Source organism: Roseibium marinum (assembly GCF_002906165.1).
Lineage (GTDB): Bacteria > Pseudomonadota > Alphaproteobacteria > Rhizobiales > Stappiaceae > Roseibium > Roseibium marinum.
In genome coordinates this window covers 1,203,258-1,224,428 of the sequence record NZ_PPCN01000001.1, presented here as the reverse complement: position 1 = coordinate 1,224,428, position 21,171 = coordinate 1,203,258, and the positions used below count along the sequence as shown (strand labels likewise).

18 protein-coding genes are annotated in these 21,171 nt (G+C 61.3%); 12 read left to right on the top strand and 6 right to left on the bottom strand.

Going from position 1 to position 21,171, the window contains the following annotated elements; all coding sequences use genetic code 11:
• Positions 1-143 precede the first annotated feature (143 nt).
• Entirely contained in the window at positions 144-1,004 is an 861-nt protein-coding gene (locus CLV41_RS05740) for an MBL fold metallo-hydrolase (protein ID WP_208987289.1), read from the top strand.
• Between the two features lie 10 nt (positions 1,005-1,014).
• Here CLV41_RS05740 and rsmD read toward each other — a convergent pair whose 3' ends face one another.
• A complete protein-coding gene (rsmD, locus tag CLV41_RS05735; protein ID WP_103221224.1) occupies positions 1,015-1,578 on the bottom strand; it encodes a 16S rRNA (guanine(966)-N(2))-methyltransferase RsmD in 564 nt (187 codons plus the stop codon).
• Positions 1,575-3,110 carry a pseudouridine synthase gene (locus tag CLV41_RS05730; protein WP_146048516.1) on the bottom strand — a complete coding sequence of 512 codons (1,536 nt, stop codon included), beginning with the start codon at positions 3,108-3,110 and terminating at the stop codon, positions 1,575-1,577. Before CLV41_RS05730 ends, rsmD begins: the two co-directional genes overlap by 4 nt.
• A gap of 193 nt (positions 3,111-3,303) precedes the next feature.
• Between CLV41_RS05730 and CLV41_RS05725 the strand changes: the two genes are divergently transcribed.
• Complete coding sequence (locus CLV41_RS05725) at positions 3,304-3,771, top strand: nucleoside deaminase (protein WP_235867062.1); 468 nt, start codon at positions 3,304-3,306, stop codon at positions 3,769-3,771.
• A 224-nt stretch (positions 3,772-3,995) separates the two neighbouring features.
• Entirely contained in the window at positions 3,996-5,183 is a 1,188-nt protein-coding gene (locus tag CLV41_RS05720) for a porin (protein ID WP_103221223.1), read from the top strand.
• Between the two features lie 88 nt (positions 5,184-5,271).
• Here CLV41_RS05720 and CLV41_RS05715 read toward each other — a convergent pair whose 3' ends face one another.
• Both CLV41_RS05715 and mutL read right to left on the bottom strand, forming a co-directional pair.
• Positions 5,272-6,141, bottom strand: a complete 870-nt coding sequence (locus tag CLV41_RS05715; protein ID WP_103221575.1) for an alpha/beta hydrolase — start codon at positions 6,139-6,141, stop codon at positions 5,272-5,274.
• Positions 6,142-6,203: 62 nt separating this feature from the next.
• The gene (gene mutL / locus CLV41_RS05710; protein ID WP_103221222.1) at positions 6,204-8,090 is read right to left on the bottom strand and encodes a DNA mismatch repair endonuclease MutL; all 1,887 of its coding nucleotides are present in this window, start codon (positions 8,088-8,090) and stop codon (positions 6,204-6,206) included.
• A gap of 113 nt (positions 8,091-8,203) precedes the next feature.
• Here mutL and CLV41_RS05705 point away from each other — a divergent pair, with 113 nt between their 5' ends.
• Complete coding sequence (locus CLV41_RS05705) at positions 8,204-9,079, top strand: TIGR01459 family HAD-type hydrolase (RefSeq protein WP_103221221.1); 876 nt, start codon at positions 8,204-8,206, stop codon at positions 9,077-9,079.
• Between the two features lie 57 nt (positions 9,080-9,136).
• Here the strand turns inward: CLV41_RS05705 and CLV41_RS05700 are convergent, their stop codons facing one another.
• On the bottom strand, positions 9,137-9,829 hold the full coding sequence (locus tag CLV41_RS05700; protein WP_208987288.1) for a protein phosphatase CheZ: 693 nt from the start codon (positions 9,827-9,829) through the stop codon (positions 9,137-9,139).
• A gap of 171 nt (positions 9,830-10,000) precedes the next feature.
• Entirely contained in the window at positions 10,001-10,384 is a 384-nt protein-coding gene (locus CLV41_RS05695) for a response regulator (RefSeq protein WP_103221220.1), read from the bottom strand.
• Positions 10,385-10,902: 518 nt separating this feature from the next.
• Here CLV41_RS05695 and CLV41_RS05690 point away from each other — a divergent pair.
• The 8 genes from CLV41_RS05690 (at position 10,903) to CLV41_RS05655 (ending at position 21,053) form a co-directional block, all read left to right on the top strand.
• The gene (locus CLV41_RS05690) at positions 10,903-11,352 is read left to right on the top strand and encodes a MaoC family dehydratase (RefSeq protein WP_103221219.1); all 450 of its coding nucleotides are present in this window, start codon (positions 10,903-10,905) and stop codon (positions 11,350-11,352) included.
• 175 nt (positions 11,353-11,527) lie between these two features.
• Positions 11,528-12,526, top strand: coding sequence for a bifunctional riboflavin kinase/FAD synthetase (locus tag CLV41_RS05685; protein ID WP_103221218.1), 999 nt, complete (start codon positions 11,528-11,530; stop codon positions 12,524-12,526).
• 23 nt (positions 12,527-12,549) lie between these two features.
• Positions 12,550-13,449: a DMT family transporter gene (locus CLV41_RS05680; protein ID WP_208987287.1), complete on the top strand. Its 900-nt coding sequence runs from the start codon at positions 12,550-12,552 to the stop codon at positions 13,447-13,449.
• Positions 13,450-13,745: 296 nt separating this feature from the next.
• Positions 13,746-16,706: an isoleucine--tRNA ligase gene (gene ileS, locus CLV41_RS05675; protein WP_103221217.1), complete on the top strand. Its 2,961-nt coding sequence runs from the start codon at positions 13,746-13,748 to the stop codon at positions 16,704-16,706.
• Entirely contained in the window at positions 16,693-17,250 is a 558-nt protein-coding gene (gene lspA / locus CLV41_RS05670; RefSeq protein ID WP_235867061.1) for a signal peptidase II, read from the top strand. Before ileS ends, lspA begins: the two co-directional genes overlap by 14 nt.
• An 89-nt stretch (positions 17,251-17,339) precedes the next feature.
• The gene (locus CLV41_RS05665; RefSeq protein ID WP_146048515.1) at positions 17,340-18,050 is read left to right on the top strand and encodes a hypothetical protein; all 711 of its coding nucleotides are present in this window, start codon (positions 17,340-17,342) and stop codon (positions 18,048-18,050) included.
• A gap of 234 nt (positions 18,051-18,284) precedes the next feature.
• Positions 18,285-19,709 carry a M16 family metallopeptidase gene (locus CLV41_RS05660; RefSeq protein ID WP_456238939.1) on the top strand — a complete coding sequence of 475 codons (1,425 nt, stop codon included), beginning with the start codon at positions 18,285-18,287 and terminating at the stop codon, positions 19,707-19,709.
• 3 nt (positions 19,710-19,712) lie between these two features.
• The gene (locus CLV41_RS05655; RefSeq protein WP_208987286.1) at positions 19,713-21,053 is read left to right on the top strand and encodes a M16 family metallopeptidase; all 1,341 of its coding nucleotides are present in this window, start codon (positions 19,713-19,715) and stop codon (positions 21,051-21,053) included.
• Positions 21,054-21,171 lie beyond the last annotated feature (118 nt).

Genomic DNA, 21,171 nt, shown 5'->3' with positions numbered 1-21,171 from the left:
CTTTCTCCAGGTCACTCCAAGGCAGCCCGTCCCCCAACGGCCCGATGCCTGAAACTTGTGCCGTTCCGCCATCAAAGTTACTTGCCCTTGGAGATCCGCCCTCTACACTTAAAAGGACGCACTGACATCTGGAGGGGTGAACCATGGCTTCAGCCGTTTCCGAACGTATTGGACCTTACCCGTCTCTGCGGCGTCTGACGCAGTTGGCGGCCCTCCTGTTCGCGATGGTTGCCGCTCTGGCATTGGCGGGACCGGCTTACGCCGTCTGCCAGTTGATCGCCGATGCGCCTTATAGGAGCCCGGCGCCGGGAGAAGCCCGCGTGTGGCACGCCGCACTCGGGGCCGGCGAGGTGCAGATCCGTTATATCGGCCACTCCACTTTCGAACTGGAAACGCCGCAGGGTGTGCGGATCGCAACCGATTACAACGACAGTATCCGGCCTTTCCTGCCGCCGACCGTCGCGACCATGAACGGTGCCCACAGCACGCATTACGCGGTCAGTCCCGACCCCGGCATTGAACATCTCCTGTATGGCTGGAATCCACAGGGCGGCCCCATAGACCATGACCTGACCGTCCAGGATGTCCGCATCCGCAATATCCAGACCAATATTCGCGGCTGGGACGGAGAGAGCCGGCGGCTGGGCAATTCGATCTTCATTTTCGAGGTGGCGGATCTGTGCATTGCCCATCTGGGGCATCTGCACCACAGGCTGACCCGGGAGGACCTGACACGGCTTGGACAGATCGACATTGTCTTTGCCGCAATCGACAATTCCTCGACGCTACGCCTGGAGAGCCTGATGCACGTCCTTGAAAGCATTGGACCGGCCATGGTGATCCCGATGCATTTTCATTTCTCCGGCGCCCTGCAGAGCTTCGTGGGGAGGGCAACGGAAGCCGGATACGAGATCATCCAAGCCGACACTCCGAAGCTGATCGTCACCCGCGCCGGTCTGCCCATGCGCAAGACAGTCTATATCATGATGCCCGGTGGGGCCTGAGTCGTATCGGTTACGTTCCCAGGCTGTAGCTCAGAAAAACCACCTGGCTGTCGCCCGCCTGCCGCCGGTCACATTCGGTGAAACCTTCAGGGATGTCGATATCCGCGGACGCCCGTTCTTCCAGTACGCATATGGTGCCCGGCTTCAGCCAGCCTCCGGCCGCGGCCGAGGCAAGCGCCTTTTCACCGAGCCCCTTGTCATAGGGCGGATCGGCGAACAGCAGATCGAACGGTTCGATGTTACCGGCGCTGCCGAGGCGGGCCGCGTCTCGGCGGAAAATCTTCGCGGCACCGTTCAGGCCGAGATCTTCCATGTTCCGGCGGATCACGCCGCGTGCCTGCGTGCCTTCCTCGATAAAGGTGCAATGGCGCGCGCCCCGGCTGATGGCTTCGAAGCCAAGCGCGCCGGTGCCGGCGAACAGATCCAGAACCCGGATGCCGTCCAGATCGACCTCAAGACCGTGGGTGAGAATGTTGAAGATCGTCTCGCGCAACCGGTCGCTTGTCGGCCGGGTCGCCTGCGACTTCGGCGCGGCAAGCGCCGCGCCCCTGAAACGTCCGGCAACAATTCTCACGAACGGCCCCCACCCCGCGGTCCCCTGCCGCCTTTCGGCGGACCGCTGCGGGCGCGCTTCTCGGCTTCGCTCCGGCTTTCCTGATGCTTGTCTTCCACCAGTCCCTCGTCGCCCCAGATCTTGCGTGGCGGCGCGCTGAAGCGTTGCTCACCGGCGTCCCTGCGAGGCTTGGCATCGGTGGTCATGCGGAAACGGGAGCGCGGCGAGACCTTTTCCTTTTTCGGTCCGGCCGGCTTGCGCTTGCCGGGCTTGCGGTCCTTTTCCCCGTCGGGGCGCGCAGCGTCCGAGCGCCGGGACTTGGCCGCCTTGTGGCGGTCGGTCACGGTCTTGCCCTCACGGGCGGTCATCCATTTGCCCTGCCCGCCGGCTTCACGGCGTTCGCCGGGCTGTCCTTCGCCGGCACGGCCGGCCTTCTGCCGCGTGCCGGAAGGCTTCTTTTCCGCTTCCGGTTTGGGGGCGTGGAACAGGGGCGCATCGAAATCCGCTCCCGCTTCTTCCGCCAGGGTGTCGCCGAGCTGATCCCGCAGGACACGTCCGCGGATCTCGCGGACATCGCCTTCCGGCAGATCCATCAGCTGGAACGGTCCGTAGGACAGACGGATCAGGCGGTTCACCGTCAGGCCGAGATGCTCCAGCACCCGTTTGACTTCCCGGTTCTTGCCTTCGCGCAGTCCCACGGTCATCCAGCTGTTGCCGCCCTGCTCCTTGTCCAGGGTCGCTTCAATTGCACCGTAGAGAGCCCCCTCAATGGCGATGCCATCCTTCAATCCGTCCAGATCGGCCTGTGTCACCTTGCCGAAGGCGCGCACCCGGTAGCGCCGCAGCCAGCCGGTTGCCGGCAGTTCCAGCACGCGCGCCAGCCCGCCGTCATTAGTCAGGAGCAGCAGGCCCTCGGTGTTGATGTCGAGGCGGCCGACGGTCAGCACCCGCGGCAGTTCCGCCGGAAGCCGTTCGAAAACAGTAGGCCGGCCTTCCGGGTCCTTGTTGGTCGTCACCAGGCCGCGCGGCTTGTGATAGAGCCAGAGGCGGGTGCGCTCGCGCGTCGGCAACAGCTTTCCGTCCACGACCACCTTGTCGTTCGGCGTGACCGTGATCGCGGGCGTGGTCAGCTTCTGGCCGTTGAGCTCGACCCTGCCGTTTTCGATCCAGGTTTCCGCCTCGCGGCGGGAACACAGGCCGGCGCGCGCCATGACCTTGGCGATCCGCTCGCCGCGGCCCGCTGCGTCTTCTGAGCCACCGGGAGCGACAACCGGTATCGCTTTCGGTATATCTTTCGGTGCCGCGCGGCGTTTTTCCGATGCGCGTTTGTTACGCCCCTGATCTTTCGTGAAGGCCGGGCGCCCGGGAGACGTTTTTCTTTTGGCGCTCCGCTCACCGCTGTCCACGGCAGCGTCAGAGCCACGGATAACGGCTTTCGGTGCCGCCTTCACCGCATCTTTCGGTGCCGGGCGGCGTTTTTCCGATGTGCGTTTGTCGCGCCCCTGGTCTTTTGCGGCGGCCGGGCGCCGGGGAGGTGTTTTTCTTGTCGTCATGCGCGCGTCATAGCAGAGCTTGGGCCTTTCGGGAATCGCTTGTTTTCAGCAATGTCCGAATTGCGGACCTTTTCAGAACGCCAAATCTCCCTGTTATCCCGGGCGGAATTTTCCGGCCGGGGCTGACGGCATGCGCGATTCCGACTAAACAAATCCATATGAACCCAATTCACCCCTTTAGAACCGAGAGCCGATGAGCGGCCCGGAAACCGGCGAGCGCCAGAGATCCTTCATGGATCTGGCCCTGGAAGAGGCGGAAAAGGCCGCCTCCAGGGGTGAAGTGCCCGTCGGCGCGGTGGTCGTCCTGGGGGACCGGGTCCTTGCCCGCAACGGCAACCGGACGCTTGAGCTGAACGATCCGACCGCCCATGCGGAGGTTCTTGTTCTGCGCGCGGCCTGCGCCGAACTTGGATCGCAGCGCCTGCCGGACTGCGATCTCTACGTGACGCTCGAACCTTGCGCGATGTGCGCGGGCGCGATTTCCTTCGCGCGCATCCGGCGTCTTTATTATGGCGCCGGCGATGAAAAGGGCGGTGCTGTCGACCACGGCACCAGATTTTTCCGTCAGCCGACCTGTCATCACGCGCCGGACGTCTATTCCGGGATCGGCGAAACCCGTGCCGTCGCTTTGCTGAAAACATTCTTCCAGGCAAAGCGATAATCCAGCGGGCTTTCAGGTGGACTTGCATAAACGCAATATGCAGCGCAAAGTTGTTTAGTAGCGCAAATGCAACACACCCGACCAAACGCCTTGTCAGACGACATTTGTGACCGGTGCGCTATCCAAACTGTCATTTGCGGCCACCATATTCCTGGCGGGGGTAGTACCAATCCTTAAAGCTGTCTGCCGGGTTGGTAAAAACCAAATTCGTTTCGGAGTATCACATGACACGTATTGCTGTTCTTGGGGCATTCGCCAGTTTCGTGGCGGTGGCCAACCCGGCTCAGGCTGCTGATCTGCCAGTAGCTCCAGAACCTGTCGATTATGTCCGCATCTGCGATGCCTACGGCGCGCGTTTCTACTATATCCCGGGCACCGAAACCTGCCTGCGCGTGGGAGGCCGCGTCCGCTTCGACACCCGTTTCAGAAACTTCGGCGAAGCTGAAAATTCCTGGGGTAACCGCAATTCCGACGCCATTCAGCTCCGCTCGCGCGGTTATCTCTATCTCGACTCCCGCACCGCGACCGAATTCGGCACGTTGCGTACCTTTATCGAGATGTACGGAACCGCCACCAACGACGACGCTTCGTCCTTCACGGTGGACAAGGCCTACATCCAGTGGGGCGGTCTGCTGGCCGGCCGCAATGGCTCGAACTTCGACTTCTTCACCGGCTATGCCTTTAACGCCCAGATCGAGAGCTATAGCGACCAGAAGATCAATCAGGCCGCCTATACCTTCGCCTACGGCAACGGTTTCAACGCAACGATCGCAATCGAAGACCGCTCTTCGCGCGAAACCAGCATCGGTCTGAACGGCGGCACCGAAGATTACGGCGGCACCCGGTTGCCGGACTTTGTCGCTGCGATCGGGCTCAAGCAGGGTTGGGGCGAAGCCCAGATTATGGGCGCCCTGCATCAGGTCTACCCGGATTCGACCTATAATGGCGTCACCGGCGGCGGTGGAGATGAGCTCGGCTGGGCCCTTGGCGGCGGTGTCGAATACAAGTTCAGCGGCCTTGCCAACGGTGGCAGCATCGCCGTGCAGGGTGTCTACACGGACGGCGCCAGCGGCTACGGCTCAACCGGCTGGAACAGTCGGATCACCGACGCCGTCTTCACCGGAACGGGAACCGACACCACCAAGACATGGAACGTCTTCGGCGGGATCAACCTGGGCCTGACCAATACCATCGAAGCCAATCTCGAAGGCGGCTATCACAACGTGGAAGGCGGGACCGGCGCCTATGATTTCACGCAGTGGGACGCCACAGCCAACGTCGTCTGGGAGCCGGTTTCCGGCTTCGTCATGGGTCCGGAACTTCAGTATCGCGATCTGGACTTCAGCCGGTCTTCCGGCCTCGACGACACCTACGAACTCTACGGGACGTTCCGCGTCCAGCGGACGTTCTGAACCGTTCAAGGACCTGAACACGAAAGAGCCCCGGCCCGGACGGTCCGGGGCTCTTTCGATTCCAGACAGGTTCATCAGACGACAGACATCACCGCGCATCCCGCCACGTTTCAAGGACGGCGGGCCACAAGCCGTTGGCCCACAAGTCACCATGCCCGGCACCTTCGACGACGACGATGCGCTTGGGGTCGACGGCCCTGTCAAACAGCAGCTTGCCATGCTTCAGGGAAATGAGCCTGTCGTCCGTACCGTGAACGATCAGCACCGGCGCGGTGACATTGGCGATGCGGTCGCGGGTCGGCATCGGGTCCTTCATCAGGAGGCTGACGGGCAGCCATGGATACGCCTCATACGCCATGTCGACGAGCGCCGTGTAAGGCGCTTCCAACACAAGAAGACCGGCTTGCGGACGGCGCGCGGCGACCGCCGTCGCAACGCCGGTGCCCAGGCTTTCGCCATGCACGATGATTGGCGTTCCAGTGGCTGCCAGCCGGTCAAAATGTTCCAGCCCGTCGGCTATGAAGGCTTCCTCCGAGGGACTTCCGCCGCTGCCGGCATAGCCCCGGTAGCTTGGAGCGTAAAATCCGAAACCGCTTTCGAGGATCTGACCGAACCGTTCCCACCTGCTTGAAACATTGCCGGAATTTCCGTGAAAATACAGCACGGTGGGCGCGCCTTCCCGGGCAGGGGCCGCACTCCAGACGGTAACTTTGGTCCCATCCGCCATTTCCACGGTGTCCACGGTAACGTTTTCCAGACCCTTTGCGGCAGGATCGGAAAGTTCCCCCGTCGGCACGAAGACAAAGCTGCGCTGGTTGAGATACATGAAACCCGCCGCCATGCCGTAGGCGATTGCCACAATGATGGCGAACCCGGCGAGCCGCCGCCACACTCTGGTCCGCTTTCCTCGGCGGCTGTCCCCATTCCGGTCAGGCTGAACGTGTGCGCTTGTCGGCATTCCGGTCTCCTCTGGCCCGGCAATCTTACGGCGCAAAATCTCCAGCCGATCACTCTGCCGGTTCATTTTCGTCCAAAGAGCTTCTCGATGTCCGTCAGTTTCAGCTCCACCCAGGTGGGACGGCCGTGATTGCACTGACCGGAGAGCGGCGTCGCCTCCATGTCGCGCAGCAGCGCGTCCATTTCCTCCGGACGCATGCGGCGGCCGGCGCGCACCGAACCGTGGCAGGCCATGGTGGCGGCAACATGGTCGAGCTTTTCCTTCAGGCCATCGGCGGTATCCCATTCGGCAAGCTCATCGGCCAGGTTTCGGACCATCCCCTGGATATCCATGTCGCCCAGTATCGCGGGCGTTTCCCTGACAGCGATCGCACCGGGGCCGAAGGCTTCCAGGCTGAGCCCGACCTTTTCAAGGTCCTCCGCCCGCTCCGCCAGCCGGGCGGCGTCTTCTTCCGGCAGCTCGACGATTTCGGGAATCAGAAGGATCTGCCGGGCGACCTCCTTCTTCGCCAGCGCTTCCTTCAGGCGCTCGTAGACGAGCCGTTCATGCGCCGCGTGCTGGTCGACGATGACAACGCCGTCGCCGGTCTGGGCGATGATATACGTCTCGTGCACCTGGGCGCGCGCCGCGCCAAGCGGCAGCCGGGTTTTTTCGCTTTCGACCGGAACCTCATGCGCGCGGGCATCCGCCGACGGCACGCCAAAGGCGTCGAAACCGGTCGGGCCGGCAAACGGGGCCTGGGGCTGTTCGGAAAATCCTGCTGCCGATGCAGCCGCCGCGTCCAGCGGCCGAAAAACCTCCGGCTCCCAGCGCGAGGCCGACTGACCGTATAGGGCTCCTGAGCCGTTTCCAGGCCCGTATGGGGCGCCTCCCGGAGAAGACGGTGAGCGATAGCCCGGCGCATGTACCCGCAGCGCGTCGAGCGCGACGGAGGCATTTGAGGTGGACGAGCGGTGCCCTGCCTGAACAAGGGCGTGTTTGATGGATCCCACGAGCAGTCCGCGCACCAGTTGGGAGTCCCTGAACCGGACATCCGCCTTGGCGGGATGCACGTTCACATCCACCTGCACCGGATCGAGATCCAGGAACAGGACGACAACCGGATGGCGGTCCCGCGCCAGAACATCGGCATAGGCACCGCGCAGGCCGGACAGCAGCAGCTTGTCCTTCACAGGACGGCCGTTCACGTAGAAGAACTGGTTCTGGGCATTACCGCGATGATGGGTCGGCAGGCCCGCGAATCCGGTCAGGCGGACGCCCTCGCGCTCCGCATCGATGTCCATGGCGTTGTCGACAAAATCCTGCCCGAGGATCTGCGCGATCCGTGCCAGATGCGGCTCGCCCCCGCGGGCCGCCGGCCAGCTTAGCGCCTGGCGGTCGGCGCCGGAAAGCGAGAAACCTATTTGCGGATAAGCAAGGGCGATACGCTTGACGATTTCCGTGATCGCGGAGGCTTCCGCCCGGTCGGATTTCAGAAATTTCAATCTGGCGGGTGTGGAAAAGAACAGGTCCCGGACTTCAACCTGTGTCCCCCTGGTGCGCGCGGCCGGGATGATCGGCTGTTCCCTGCCGCCTTCAACGGCAATCGCCCAGGCGTGCTCTTCTTCCCGGTGACGGCTCTGGATAGCCAGGCGGGCGACCGATCCTATGGAGGGCAAGGCCTCGCCGCGAAAGCCGAGCGAGCGGATGTCGAACAGGTCGTCGTCGGAGATTTTCGAGGTGCAATGACGGCGGATCGCCAGCTTCAGGTCGTCCTGGCGCATGCCTTCGCCATCATCCGACACCCGCATCAGGGTCTTGCCCCCGGCGGCAGTGACGATTTCGATGTTCGATGCACCGGCATCCACAGCGTTCTCGACCAGTTCCTTGATCACGCTGGCGGGGCGCTCGATCACCTCGCCGGCGGCGATCTGGTTGATCACCTGTTCGCCAAGTTGCCTGACCTGCATGAAACTCTCTCTACTCGGTTTCGCACTGCGGCATGTTCCTATATGGTCCGCGCCGAGTTTGCTTCGATTCTTTGTGAAGCTTATCAGACCTTTCGTGATCCGGGTGACCCTCCATGACCGCTTCTGCACCGCTTCTGACCGATGGGCTCCGCACCCTCGCGCCCTCCTACAAGGGCATCTTATGTGATGTCTGGGGCGTTCTGCACAATGGGGTGGCGGCATTCGAGGAGGCGCACAAGGCGCTGGCGACCTACCGCGAGGAAACCGGAGGCAAGGTCGTTCTGATCACCAATGCGCCGCGGCCGGCCAAGCAGGTGGGAGAAATGCTTGCCTCTCTGGGCGTCCCGGCGCAGGCCTATGACAGCATCGTCACCTCCGGCGACGTTACCAGGGATGTTCTGATGGCACAGGGCGGCAAGACCCTGCTGCATATCGGTCCGAACCGGGACCAGCCGCTTTACTGGGATCTCGAGGCGACCTTCACCTCCAACGACGAGGAGGCTGAGGCGATCAGTTGTACAGGCCTTGCCGACGACGAGACAGAAACACCCGACGACTACCGCGAACGCCTGCAGAAACTGGCCGACCGAAATCTGCCCATGATCTGCGCCAATCCGGACATTGTCGTGGAACGCGGTGACCGGCTGGTCTGGTGCGCGGGCGCCCTGGCACGGCTTTATGAGGACCTGGGCGGCGATGTCACCATTTTAGGCAAGCCGCATGCTCCGATCTATCAGGCAGCCATGAAGCGTTTCGAGACCCTTGGCGGCGAAAAGATCGGCAAGAAGGATGTGCTGGCGATCGGCGACGGCCTGCCGACGGATATCCGCGGAGCGGTGTCCCAGGATATCGATGTCCTGTTCATCACCGCAGGCATCCACGCTTCGGACTTCGGCCCGAGCGACGCTCCGGACGAGCAATTGATCCGCCGCCGTCTGACGGAAGAAGGACTGCGTGCGCGCGCCGCCCTGCCGCGGCTGTGGTGGTGACCGCAAATAAAAAAGGCTGCCGAGAGGGCAGCCTTTCAAAATTGACGTGACAGGGGCTCAGTCGAACAGCTTGTCGATGTCGGACTGCGCGTCTCCGAGCAGGGCATCGATATCGTCCTGGGAGACCCCTTCGCCACCGTGCTGCGGTCCGTGCAGAATCAGTTCGCGCTTGCGGCGCTCCTCGTCGCTTTCCTCGATTGCAGCTTCCAGGTCTTCCGGGATGCGCAGATGCGAGATGAAGGACGACACCCGTTCGTCGATGAAGCGAAATGTCTCGATAACCTTCGAGATTCGCTGACCGGTAATGTCCTGGAACGTGCAGGCCTCGAAAATACTGATCATCTTGTTGCTGACCAGCTCCTGATAGGCCTCGGGATCGCTGGTGTCGGCGCCCATGATTTCTTCGGCCGTTTCCATGATCGTATTGGTGGCGGTTTCCGTCGCCTCGACAATGGCATCCAACTCGCGGCCCGCGTCGGGGATCTTGTTGGTTGTCATGTCGTTCGCACGCAGTTGGGAAATCTCCACCTTCATGCGTGTGATCTGCTTGGCAATCGCCGTCAGCTCTTCCGTAACGGCAGGCTGCACGGTCGACAGAAAGTCGGCCATTGACCCCGACATCACCTCAGCGAGATGCATTACGTCGGTCAGGGAAACTTCGCCTTCTCGATTCTTGTTTTCCTGCAAGAAATCGATAATGCGCGCGACGTTTTCCTGTTTCATGTTGGCCATGAGGTCCAGCCTTTCCATTTTGAATGTATCCTCCTGACACGCGGAACTGAAGGTCAGCCTCGCTATTACCTTTCGGAAACACCAAAACTCACCCGACCCGCCTGCCCGGCAGAACCGCGCTGATCTGGAACATCCGTCCCGCGCTAGCGGAGATGCGGCCAAGGGCCTTTCTCCGCTGAGCGCAAGAAATTAATCAGAGAAGACGGCCTCGATCTTGCCTTTCAAAGTCTGCGCATTGAAGGGCTTCACGATGTAGTTGTTAACGCCGGCCTTTTTGGCGGCGATGACATTTTCCGTTTTGGATTCGGCAGTCACCATGATGAATGGCGTTTTGCTGAGACCGCTGTCGGAACGAACCTGCTTGAGCAGCTCGTAACCGGTCATGGGTTCCATGTTCCAGTCGGAAATAACCAGGCCGTAACGGCGCTGTTTCATTTTTTCCAAAGCTTCGGTGCCGTCCGCAGCATCGTCGATGTCCTCGAAACCAAGCTGCTTCAAAAGGTTTCGAATGATGCGAATCATCGTTTTGTAGTCATCGACCACGAGGACCGGCATCTGAAGATCAAGGGCCATTGTCTACTCCATAATGTCAATTGGCGTGGCCCCTGGCCGTGGGCCGGTGGAAACGCGTTATGACTATTGAAGGAGAGAGACACGTTTATTTGTGTCCTCACCTCCCCACACTCAACGCAATGTAACGGCAGCCCCTGAAAAGACCGTTAATAACAAGCATTTTTTTCTTCACCCAAAGCACAATTGTCAGAAAACCTTACGATGCCTAGGGTACGGACCCATAAAATTGTACTTTCAGGCATCAAGCCGGCAAAGAAGAGCAAGGAAAAGCCTGAAGAGCCATGCTGGTGCATGGCGCAAGAGCTTTGGCGCGGCTCTTCGCCACCGGATTGGTGTCCTTCGGATCGTTCAGAAAGCGACTGTCTCCGACGTTGCAAAATCTTGAAAACCAAAAAGGTTTCCTGCGATCTTGCGCCTTGGCGCCAATCATTTTCTGAACGACCTGAAAGCATAATTTTATGAGTTCACACCCTAGCGTTCGCATTGCTTGAAAATGACAGATCAGGACGGAAATCACGATGCTGGAACTACAAAAACTCTGTTTCGAAGATCTGAAAACCGGGATGAGCGAGGAACTGGTCAAACATGTCAGTTCTTCTGATGTCGTCGGCTTCGCGGAAGTATCGGGCGACCGCAATCCAATACACCTTTCGGAACATTTTGCGGCCAGAACACCCTTCAAGACCCGGATCGCGCACGGGCTCTATACCGCCAGCCTGATATCGGCCGTGCTCGGCACCCGCCTTCCAGGACCGGGCGCGATCTACCTGTCCCAGACGCTGAATTTCAAAGCTCCGGTGAAGATCGGCGACGACGTGAAGGTCGTCGTGACGGTGGAGGAACTGACGGAACGGGGAAACCGTGCCAGACTTTCCTGCGTTTGCAGCGTCGGTGACACAGTGGTTCTGGAAGGAGAAGCGCTCGTTAAGGTTCCCAGCCGCGGCGCGGATCCGTCAAGCCAACTGTAGTTGACAGGGATCGGTCCGGCCCTGATTGCGAAGGCGGCGCGGCATACCTGAACTTGACCTTTGCTTTTCTTGACGGCAGGTTCCACGCCAGCGCGAGCGCGTCACCCTTTCGGACGCGTTCGCCCTGCTGATCCCGCCCGGCTTTCGCCGGGCAACTTGCGCGAAGGTTTGCTGCATGAGCCAGTCCGATTCCTCCAAATTCCTGGTTGTCGACAATCTGGGCAGCTTTCCGGAGGAACTGAAAGGCGGCATTGTCGCGATCGGCAATTTCGACGGTGTGCACCGGGGGCACCGGGCCGTGCTGGATGCGGCCCTCGGTCTCGGTCACGGCACGCACCATCCGGTCTACGCCATGAGTTTCGAGCCGCATCCGCGGACCGTATTCAATCCGTCAAAGCCGGTTTTCCGCCTGACACCGCGTGACCTAAAGATAGAATTGCTGCGCCTGTGCGGTCTGGACGGCGTCCTGATCCTGCCCTTCACGAAGGAATTCGCCGGGATCGAGGCGAATGCGTTTGTCCAGGACATCCTGATCGATACACTGGCCATTTCCCATGCCGTCACGGGATACGACTTTCATTTCGGCCGCGCGCGGCAGGGCACGCCGGACTTCCTGCGCACGGCCGGTTCCAATCGCGGTTTCGGCGTCACCATTGTCCAGCGTGAGGAAGATGAGGGTGCCGAAGTCATTTCGTCGACCCGAATCCGCGAGGACATGAACCGGGGCGAAATCGTGCACGCCAACGGTCTGCTGGGCTACCGCTGGTTCTTCGAGGCGGATGTCCGCCATGGCGACAAGCGCGGCAGGGATCTGGGATATCCGACGGCGAACCTGCAGCTGGCGGAAGACTGCCCGCTGCTTCAGGGGATCTATGCGGTCAAGGTGAAAACGTCGGAAGGATGGTTTGACGGCGTTGCCAGTTACGGCCGCCGGCCGACCTTCGACAATGGCGCGGTGCTGTTCGAGGTTCATCTGTTCGGCTTTGACGGCGATCTTTACGGGCAGACCCTGAGGGTTCACCTGATTTCCTATCTGCGCGGCGAAGAAAAATTCAAATCCGCCGAAGCTCTTATCAGCCAGATGGACAAGGACAGCGAAGAAGCCAGAGCCGCGCTGGGGTCTTTGCGTCCGATCTCGGAAACCGATTTCATACTTCTGGACTTCTCCGCGTGACACGGGCCGCCGGGCAGAGTTCCGTGGACCAGAATCCGTTTCTGGCGATTATCCTGATGACCGTGTCGATGCTGCTGCTGCCGGTCATGGACACGATCGCCAAATACCTGTCGTCCGACCTTCCCACGGTTGAAATCACCTTTGGCCGGTTTGCCTGCCAGCTTCTGATCTGCGTTTTTCTGGCGTTGTTCACGGGCCGCATCATGCGCCTGAAAAGCAAACAGCCGGTCGTGAACTACGTGCGCGGGCTCCTGCTTGCCTCCGCTTCGCTGTGCTTTTTCACGGCCTTGAAATACATGTCCGTCGCAACCGCGATTTCGATCTTCTTTATCGAACCGATGGTGCTGACGGTCCTTGCCGCGCTGTTCCTGAAGGAACAGGTCGGTCCGCGGCGGATCAGCGCGGTCCTCGTCGGCCTGCTGGGAGCGGTGATCATCCTGAGGCCCAATCTTGCCGAAATCGGTCTGGTCAGCCTGCTTCCCGTATGTACGGCTTTTCTGTTTTCCTTCTATCTGCTGATCAACCGGCTCTATCCGGTGACGGACAGCCTGCTGACGATCCAGTTCAGCGCCGGCGTGTCCGGGTCGCTGTTTCTGGGCGCCGTCCTGCTGTTCGGCTTTTTCAGCGGCAGCGAAGGCCTTGAATTCGTCCCGCCCAGCGCGTCGCAATCCGCTCTTCTGATGCTGATCGGCCTGATTTCATTCGCCGGACACGGCCTGGTCGTCGCCGCGTTTCAGCGCGGCAATGCCAGTCTGCTCGCACCCCTGCAATATGTCGAAATCGTCGGAGCAACGCTGCTCGGATACCTGGTCTTTTCCGATTTTCCGGATGGGCCGACATGGCTGGGCATCGCCCTCATCGTCGGCAGCGGACTTTATATCACCTACAGGGAGCGGAGACTGAAATCCGCCGCGACGGTCTGAAGCCGGCCCCGAGCCGGCCCTATCCGGCAGACAAAGCCGTTTTGCGCCCCGGTAAGATCTTTATTCGCGGACGAAGTGCTGCTATGTCCCATGCCATGCAGAAAAAAGCTCTCATAGTCATCGGCATACCGGTGACCGCGATCTCGCGAATTACCTGCCCGGCCTTCGGCTGACGCGGCCTGCGCGGCGCCAGGGACCGGGACCCTCCAGTTTCACGATGCCACCTGATTTCAGGCCGGCACCCATCCGCAGACAGTTCACGGGCGCTCCGCCCGGACGACCGGATCGAATTGACGATGACCGAAACAAGCAAACGCGACTATTCACAAACGCTCAACCTGCCGCAGACGGAGTTTCCCATGCGGGCGGGCCTTCCCAAGAAAGAGCCGGAGATCCTGGCCCGCTGGGAAAAGCAGGAAATCTACAAAAAGCTGCGCGAACAGGGAAAGGGCCGCGACAAGTTCATCCTGCATGACGGCCCTCCCTATGCCAACGGCAACATCCATATCGGCCATGCCCTCAACAAGACGCTGAAGGACATCGTGACGCGGTCCATGCAGATGATGGGCTACGAGAGCAACTATGTTCCGGGCTGGGATTGCCATGGCCTGCCGATCGAATGGAAGATCGAGGAACAGTACCGCGCCAAGGGCAAGAACAAGGACGAGGTGCCGATCAACGAATTCCGCAAGGAATGCCGTGAATTCGCCGAGCACTGGGTCGAGGTCCAGCGCGAGGAATTCAAGCGGCTCGGCATCGAGGGCGACTGGGACAATCCCTACCTCACCATGCGCTTCGAGAGCGAAGCCGTCATCGCGCGCGAACTGATGAAGTTCGCCATGTCCGGCCAGCTTTACCGGGGCTCCAAGCCGGTCATGTGGTCGGTCGTCGAAAAGACCGCCCTCGCGGAAGCGGAAATCGAGTACCAGGACTACAAGTCCGACACGATCTGGGTGAAGTTCCCGGTGGTGACGGCGGGCGGCAGCGACGACGCCGCCGTTGAACAGCTTCTGGAGGCCGCCGTCGTCATCTGGACGACCACGCCCTGGACCATCCCCGGCAACCGGGCAATCAGCTATTCCGCGCGCATCGCCTACAGTCTCTACGAGGTGACGCAGGAAGGCCTGCCGGACGACAACTGGGTTCAGCAGGGCGACAAGCTGATCCTGGCCGACGCGCTTGCCGACGATGTCTTCGAGAATGCCCGGATCACCGATTTCAACCGTCTGCGCGCCGTCACCGCGGATGAACTGGCGGCGCTGACCTGCGCTCATCCTTTCGCGGGCATGGACCTTGGCGGCTACGAATTCGACATTCCGCTGTTGAACGGCGATCACGTCACGGACGACGCAGGCACGGGCTTCGTGCACACGGCGCCGGGTCACGGCACGGACGACTTTGAAATCTGGATGGACAACCGCGCCGCGCTGGAAGCGCGCGGCATCGACACCGCCATCCCGTTCACGGTCGCCGATGACGGGTTCTATACAAAGGACGCGCCGGGTTTCGAGGGTTATGAAGTCATCACCCACAAGGGTGAAAAGGGCAAGGCCAACAAAGCGGTGATCGAGAAGCTGAAGGAAAGCGGCAACCTGATCGGCCTCGGCCGCCTCAGCCATTCCTATCCGCATTCCTGGCGCTCGAAAAAACCGGTGATCTTCCGCAACACGCCGCAATGGTTCGTCCATATGGACAAGGCACTGAGCGCAGAAGGCGACACCTTGCGGACCCGTGCCCTGACAGCCATCGACGAGACGCGCTTCGTGCCGGGCAGCGGACAGAACCGCCTGCGGTCGATGATCGAGAACCGTCCGGACTGGGTGCTGTCGCGCCAGCGCGCCTGGGGTGTGCCGATCACCGTCTTCATCCACAAGGAAAACGGCGAGATCCTCAAGGATGAAAAGGTGAACGCCCGCGTTCACGATGCGATCGCAAGCGAAGGGGCCGATGCCTGGTTCGATGAGGGGGCGAAAGAGCGTTTCCTCGGCAACGACTATTCGAGCGAAGACTGGGACATGGTCACCGACATCCTGGATGTGTGGTTCGATTCCGGCTCGACCCATGCCTTTGTGCTGGAACAGCGCGCAGACCTGAACCCGAAGCGCAAACCCGCGGGCGGCAACGACTACGTGCTTTACCTGGAAGGATCCGACCAGCACCGCGGCTGGTTCCATTCGTCGCTGCTGGAAAGCTGCGCCACCAGAGGCCATGCGCCCTACGACGCTGTGCTGACCCATGGCTTCACCATGGCCGAAGACGGGCGCAAGATGTCCAAGTCGCTCGGCAACCAGGTGTTTCCGCAGGACATCATCAAGCAATACGGCGCCGATATCCTGCGCCTGTGGGTGGCTTCGACCGATTACTGGGAAGACCAGCGCCTCGGTCAGGAGATCATCAAGACCAATGTCGACAGCTATCGCAAGCTGCGCAACACGCTGCGCTGGATGCTCGGCTCCCTGGCCCATGCGTCCGGCGAAGAGGTTGCCTACGCCGACATGCCGGAACTGGAACGGCTGATGCTGCACCGGCTGGTGGAGCTCGACGCGATGGTCCGCGAAGCCTATCGGGAATTCGACTACAAGAAAATCTTCCATCAGCTCTTCAGCTTCATGACGCTGGAACTGTCGGCATTCTATTTCGATATCCGCAAGGACGCGCTTTACTGTGACCCGGCGTCTTCCATGCGCAGGAAGGCGTCGCTATTCGTGATCGGCAAGATATTCGACTGCCTGGTCACTTGGCTCGCACCGATGCTGCCGTTCACCATGGATGAGACCTGGACCTCCCGGTATGGGGAAGAAAGCTGCGTCCATCTGGAACAGTTCCCGGTCGTGCCGGGAGAGTGGAGAGACGATGCGCTCGCGGCCAAATGGGCAAAGATCAAGACCGTGCGCCGGGTGATCACCGGAGCACTGGAAATCGAACGCCGGGAAAAGCGCATCGGCTCGTCGTTGGAAGCGCACCCGGTCGTGCATGTCACCGATCCGGAGCTGATGGCCGCTCTGGAAGGCAGGGACATGGCGGATATCGCCATCACCAGCCAGTTGACGCTTTCCGCCGACCCCGCTCCCGAAGACGCGTTCACGCTGGACGACACCAAGGATGTTGCCGTCGTTCCGTCTCTGGCGGAGGGACGCAAATGCGCCCGGTCGTGGAAGATCCTGCCGGAGGTCGGATCGAATCCCGACTATCCGGACGTCACCCTGCGCGATGCGGAAGCGCTGCGGGAATGGGACGCCGCACATGCCGCCGCGTGATGCGGCGGACCAGCGACCCGACATGAGCGATCCTCAAGAGACATCTGAAAAACAGCCGAAACGGCCCCTCCTGTGGGGCCGTTTCAGTGGGCTCGTTTTACTGGTCGCACTGGCCGGGCTTGTTCTGGACCAGGCAACCAAGCTGTGGCTCGTGCACGGGTTCGGGCTCGCGGAAGCCGGTCCGGTTCAGCTCCTGCCCGTCCTCGACATCGTTCTGGTGTGGAACCGCGGGATTTCCTACGGACTGTTTCAGCAACACAGCGATCTGGGGCGCTGGCTGCTCGCCGGTCTGACCGTGATCGTCACGGTGGGGCTTTGGATCTGGTCCACCCGCTGCCAAACCAGACTGGTGGCCCTGGCCCTGGCACTTATCATCGGCGGAGCCCTCGGCAACGGGATCGACCGGCTGGCTTTTGGCGCGGTCGTCGACTTCGTGTATTTCCACGCCGGCGGCTTTTCCTGGTATGTCTTCAACCTCGCCGATGTGTGGATCGTTGCGGGCGTCGCCGCTCTCCTGTATGACAGTTTCCGAAACCGGTCCTAATTCAGCCGCAAAATAGCGGTTTATGGCAGGATTAAAGGATTGCGGGCAGGACGCTGCCGGTATGTGATCGAGAAATCGGGGAGTCTGCCGTGCTGCGGACGAGTGTTGCTTTGGTGAAGAAATCTGCGGTGCTGGCGATACTCGCCGGACTGGCCGCCTGTCAGGCCGCGGACGGAACAAGCCAGGCACCTGATATTGCCCTGGTCAATTCGGTGATGAAGGGGCTCGGCGCGGTCGATCCGAAAGAAAAACCGATCGACTACAAGCCACGCGCGCCCTTGGCGATGCCCTCCGAGATGGCCACACTTCCCTCGCCGGAGACAAATGTCGCTGGCGTCAATTCCGCCGAATGGCCGAAGCAGCGGGAAAACCCGCAGCTCACCGAGATCCAGGAAGTCTTTGCCAGTTCGGGCAAGTCGGGCAGCATGAACAGCGAGCCCCTGACGCCCGAGCAGATGCGCGGTTTCAAGATCACCGGCGTAACCGGTCAGCCGCGCGATGTGTTGGCTGACCGCCGCGACGGCGACATCACCGAAGGCAGCAAACTGACGCGCGCCGAACAGAGCGCGGAATGGGAGCGCCTGCAGAAGCTGAAAGCGCAACAGGCCGGGATTGACCAGAATGGCATTGCCTCCCGCAAATTCCTGACCGAGCCGCCGACGGACTACAGCACCCCCTCGCCGGATGCACCGATGCCCGAGGTGGTGAAGAAAAGCAAGCGTGCGGGCAATCGTGATATCTACGATTCCAAACCGCTCCATCCGCGTTGCCTGGAAGGCGAGACCGAATACTGCAACTGACGCTCCGGCCATCCATGACGAATTTGTAATGAGACCTTCGGGCGTCGCTTCCTATATGGAAGAGAATGCCCGGAGGTTTTTTGCATTTGGACCTCTTGGGCCAGCTTTCGCGTGCAGACAGGAAATTCGGATCAACCGGCTTCGCGGACGAGAAAATACTCACATAAAGACCCAAAACGGGAGTTGCACGTGAACCTGCCCATCAAGAAGTGTCGCCCATCCCTTCGCTCGCGGCTGAAACAATCCGCCGGTCTGTTGTTGCTGCCGGCGCTGGTGTTCGGGGCCGCATCCTTGCTGCCCGCGGACACGGCGCGCGCCGAAATCGTTTCGGCCGGCGACATGGCGATTGCCCCCAATCTGGAGAGCTTCACGCTGGACAACGGGCTTCAGGTCGTTGTCATTCCGGACAGGCGTGCGCCGGTGGTGACCCATATGATCTGGTACAAGGCCGGGTCGGCCGACGAACCGGAGGGCCAGTCCGGCGTCGCGCATTTCCTGGAACACCTGATGTTCAAGGGCACGGATAAACATCCGAACGGTGAATTTTCGAAAATCGTCTCCGAGCGCGGCGGTCAGGAAAACGCCTTCACCAGCACGGACTACACGGCCTATTTCCAGCGGGTCGCGAAACAGCACCTGCCACTGATGATGGAACTGGAAGCCGACCGGATGGAGAATCTGGTGCTGAGCGACGCGGTCGTTTCTCCCGAACGCGATGTGGTCCTCGAGGAGCGGCGCATGCGGGTCGACAGCAATCCCGGCTCCCGGCTGCGCGAGGCGCTGAACGCCATCACCTTCGTCAACCACCCTTACGGTTCCCCGGTCATCGGCTGGCAAAGCGAGATAGAAGCGCTGAACAAGGACGCGGCGATCGCGTTCTACGACCGGTTCTACACTCCCAACAATGCCGTGGTGGTCATTGCCGGAGATGTCGGCATCGACGACGTGCGCAGGCTGGCGGCCGACACCTACGGCAAGGTTACCAGGCGGGCGGAACCCGGCGAGCGTGTCCGGCCCGCCGAACCGCCGCTAGCCGGCGAACGGCGCATCGCGGTTTCCGATGCAAGGGTGCGGCAGGAGTCCCTGTCGGAAAACTGGGTCGTCCCGAGCAGCAGCACCGGCGCCGGGCATACGCCGGAAGCTCTCGACGTCCTTGCCTACATCCTGGGTGAAGGCCCCTCGAGCCGCTTGCACCAATCTCTGGTCCTTGACCTGGAAGCAGCCATCAGCGCCGGCGCATACTACCAGGGCAGCGCGCTGGACGACGGCCGGTTCGGGGTTTACGCCACCCCCCGTCCGGGCCACACGCTGGAAGAGCTGGAGCAGCTCATTTCGGCGGAGCTTCAGCAGCTTCTGGAAACGGGTGTGAGCGAAGCGGAGGTCGAGCGCGCCAAAAACAGCATGATCGCGAGCGCGATCTATGCCCAGGACAGCCAGTCCGGGCTGGCCCGTCTTTTCGGTGGAGCGCTGGCGACAGGCCAGACGATCGAGGACGTTCAAAGCTGGCCGTCGCAGGTCAAGGCCGTGACGCCGCAGGATGTGCTCGATGCCGCACGCGCCTATCTGACGGCGCTGCCGGTTGTCGGGGAATTGCGGATGGCACCGGAAGAACCGGCCGCCGCCCTGACCGAAACCACTCCCCTCAAAGGCAAGTCCTGATCCATGACCAAGACAACCATATTCCCGCAATTTTTCTCGAGCCTGGTCTTTTTTCCCCTGGTCATGGTCCTGTTTGTCACGTTTGGGCTGACCGGGTTCGCGGGTGCAGTGGAGATCCAGAAGGTCACCAGCGAAAAGGGGATCGAAGCCTGGCTGGTGGAAGACCACACGGTGCCCATCATTGCGCTGAACTTTTCCTTCGAAGGCGGATCGGCCCAGGACCCCGAAGGCAAGGAAGGCCTGACACGGCTGCTCGCCGCGACGATGGACGAAGGCGCAGGCGACCTGGACTCCGAGGCTTTCCAGGCACGGATGGAGGAACTGGCGGTCAGCATTAGTTTCAGCACCGGCAAGGACAGGTTCTACGGCAGTCTGCGGACGCTCACCCCGACCCTGACTGAAGCCGCGCGGTTGCTGGCGATGGCGGTCAATGAGCCGCGGTTCGATGCCGACGCGGTCGAGCGGATGAAAACCCAGCTCTCGGCCCAGGCCAGACGGAACGAAAGCGACCCGGATGCGATTGCCGGCCGCTCGCTAGCCGAGTCGATGTTCGCCAGCCACCCTTATGCCCGGCCGACCCTCGGCACGGACGAGACGATCAACGGTCTCAGCGCCCGAGACCTGTCCGTCCAGCACGCCAAAATCGTCGCCCGAAGCGGTCTTACTATCGGTGTTGTCGGCGCGATCGATGCGCAGACGCTGAAATCCCTTCTCGACGATGTTTTCGCACCGCTTGCCGAAACGGGCGAACTCGTCGCGGTGTCCGACCTTGAGCCGGAGTTCGGCAAGGAGGTTTACCAGGAGCTGCCGGTTCCCCAGACCACGATTCTGCTGGGACTGCCGGGCCTCAAGCGGGACGATCCGGACTATCAGGCCGCCTATGTGATGAACCACATTCTCGGCGCCGGCACCTTCACCTCATGGATGTATGAGGAAGTGAGGGAAAAACGCGGCCTTTCCTACGGCGCCAGCACATCGCTCTCACCCTACCGGCATGCGGGCCTGCTGATCGGTTCGGCGGCCACGAAGGCCGACCGCGCCGGCGAGACCGTCGAAGTGATGCTGGACCAGTTCCGGCGCATGGCCACCGATGGTCCGAGCGCGGAAGAGCTCAACTCCGCGAAACAGTTCATCACCGGATCCTATCCGTTGCGCTTCGACAGTTCCGGCAAGATTGCCCGCCAGCTCGTCGCCCTGCAGAATTCGGATCTCGGCATCGACTATTTCGACCGCCGCAACAGCGAAATCGAGGCAGTCACGCTGGACGACGTCAAACGCGTCGCAAAGCGGCTGCTCGCGGAAAAGAAACCGACAATCGTGATGGTCGGCCCGAAGCAGGGCTGAGAACGGCTCGAAAGACAGAAGCGGCGGGCTCTTCCCGCCGCCCGCCTCTCTTCCAATTTCATTCCTACGCACGGTCGAGGCAAAGCCCGCAGGCTTTGGGCCAAACCGGCCCGGCCTT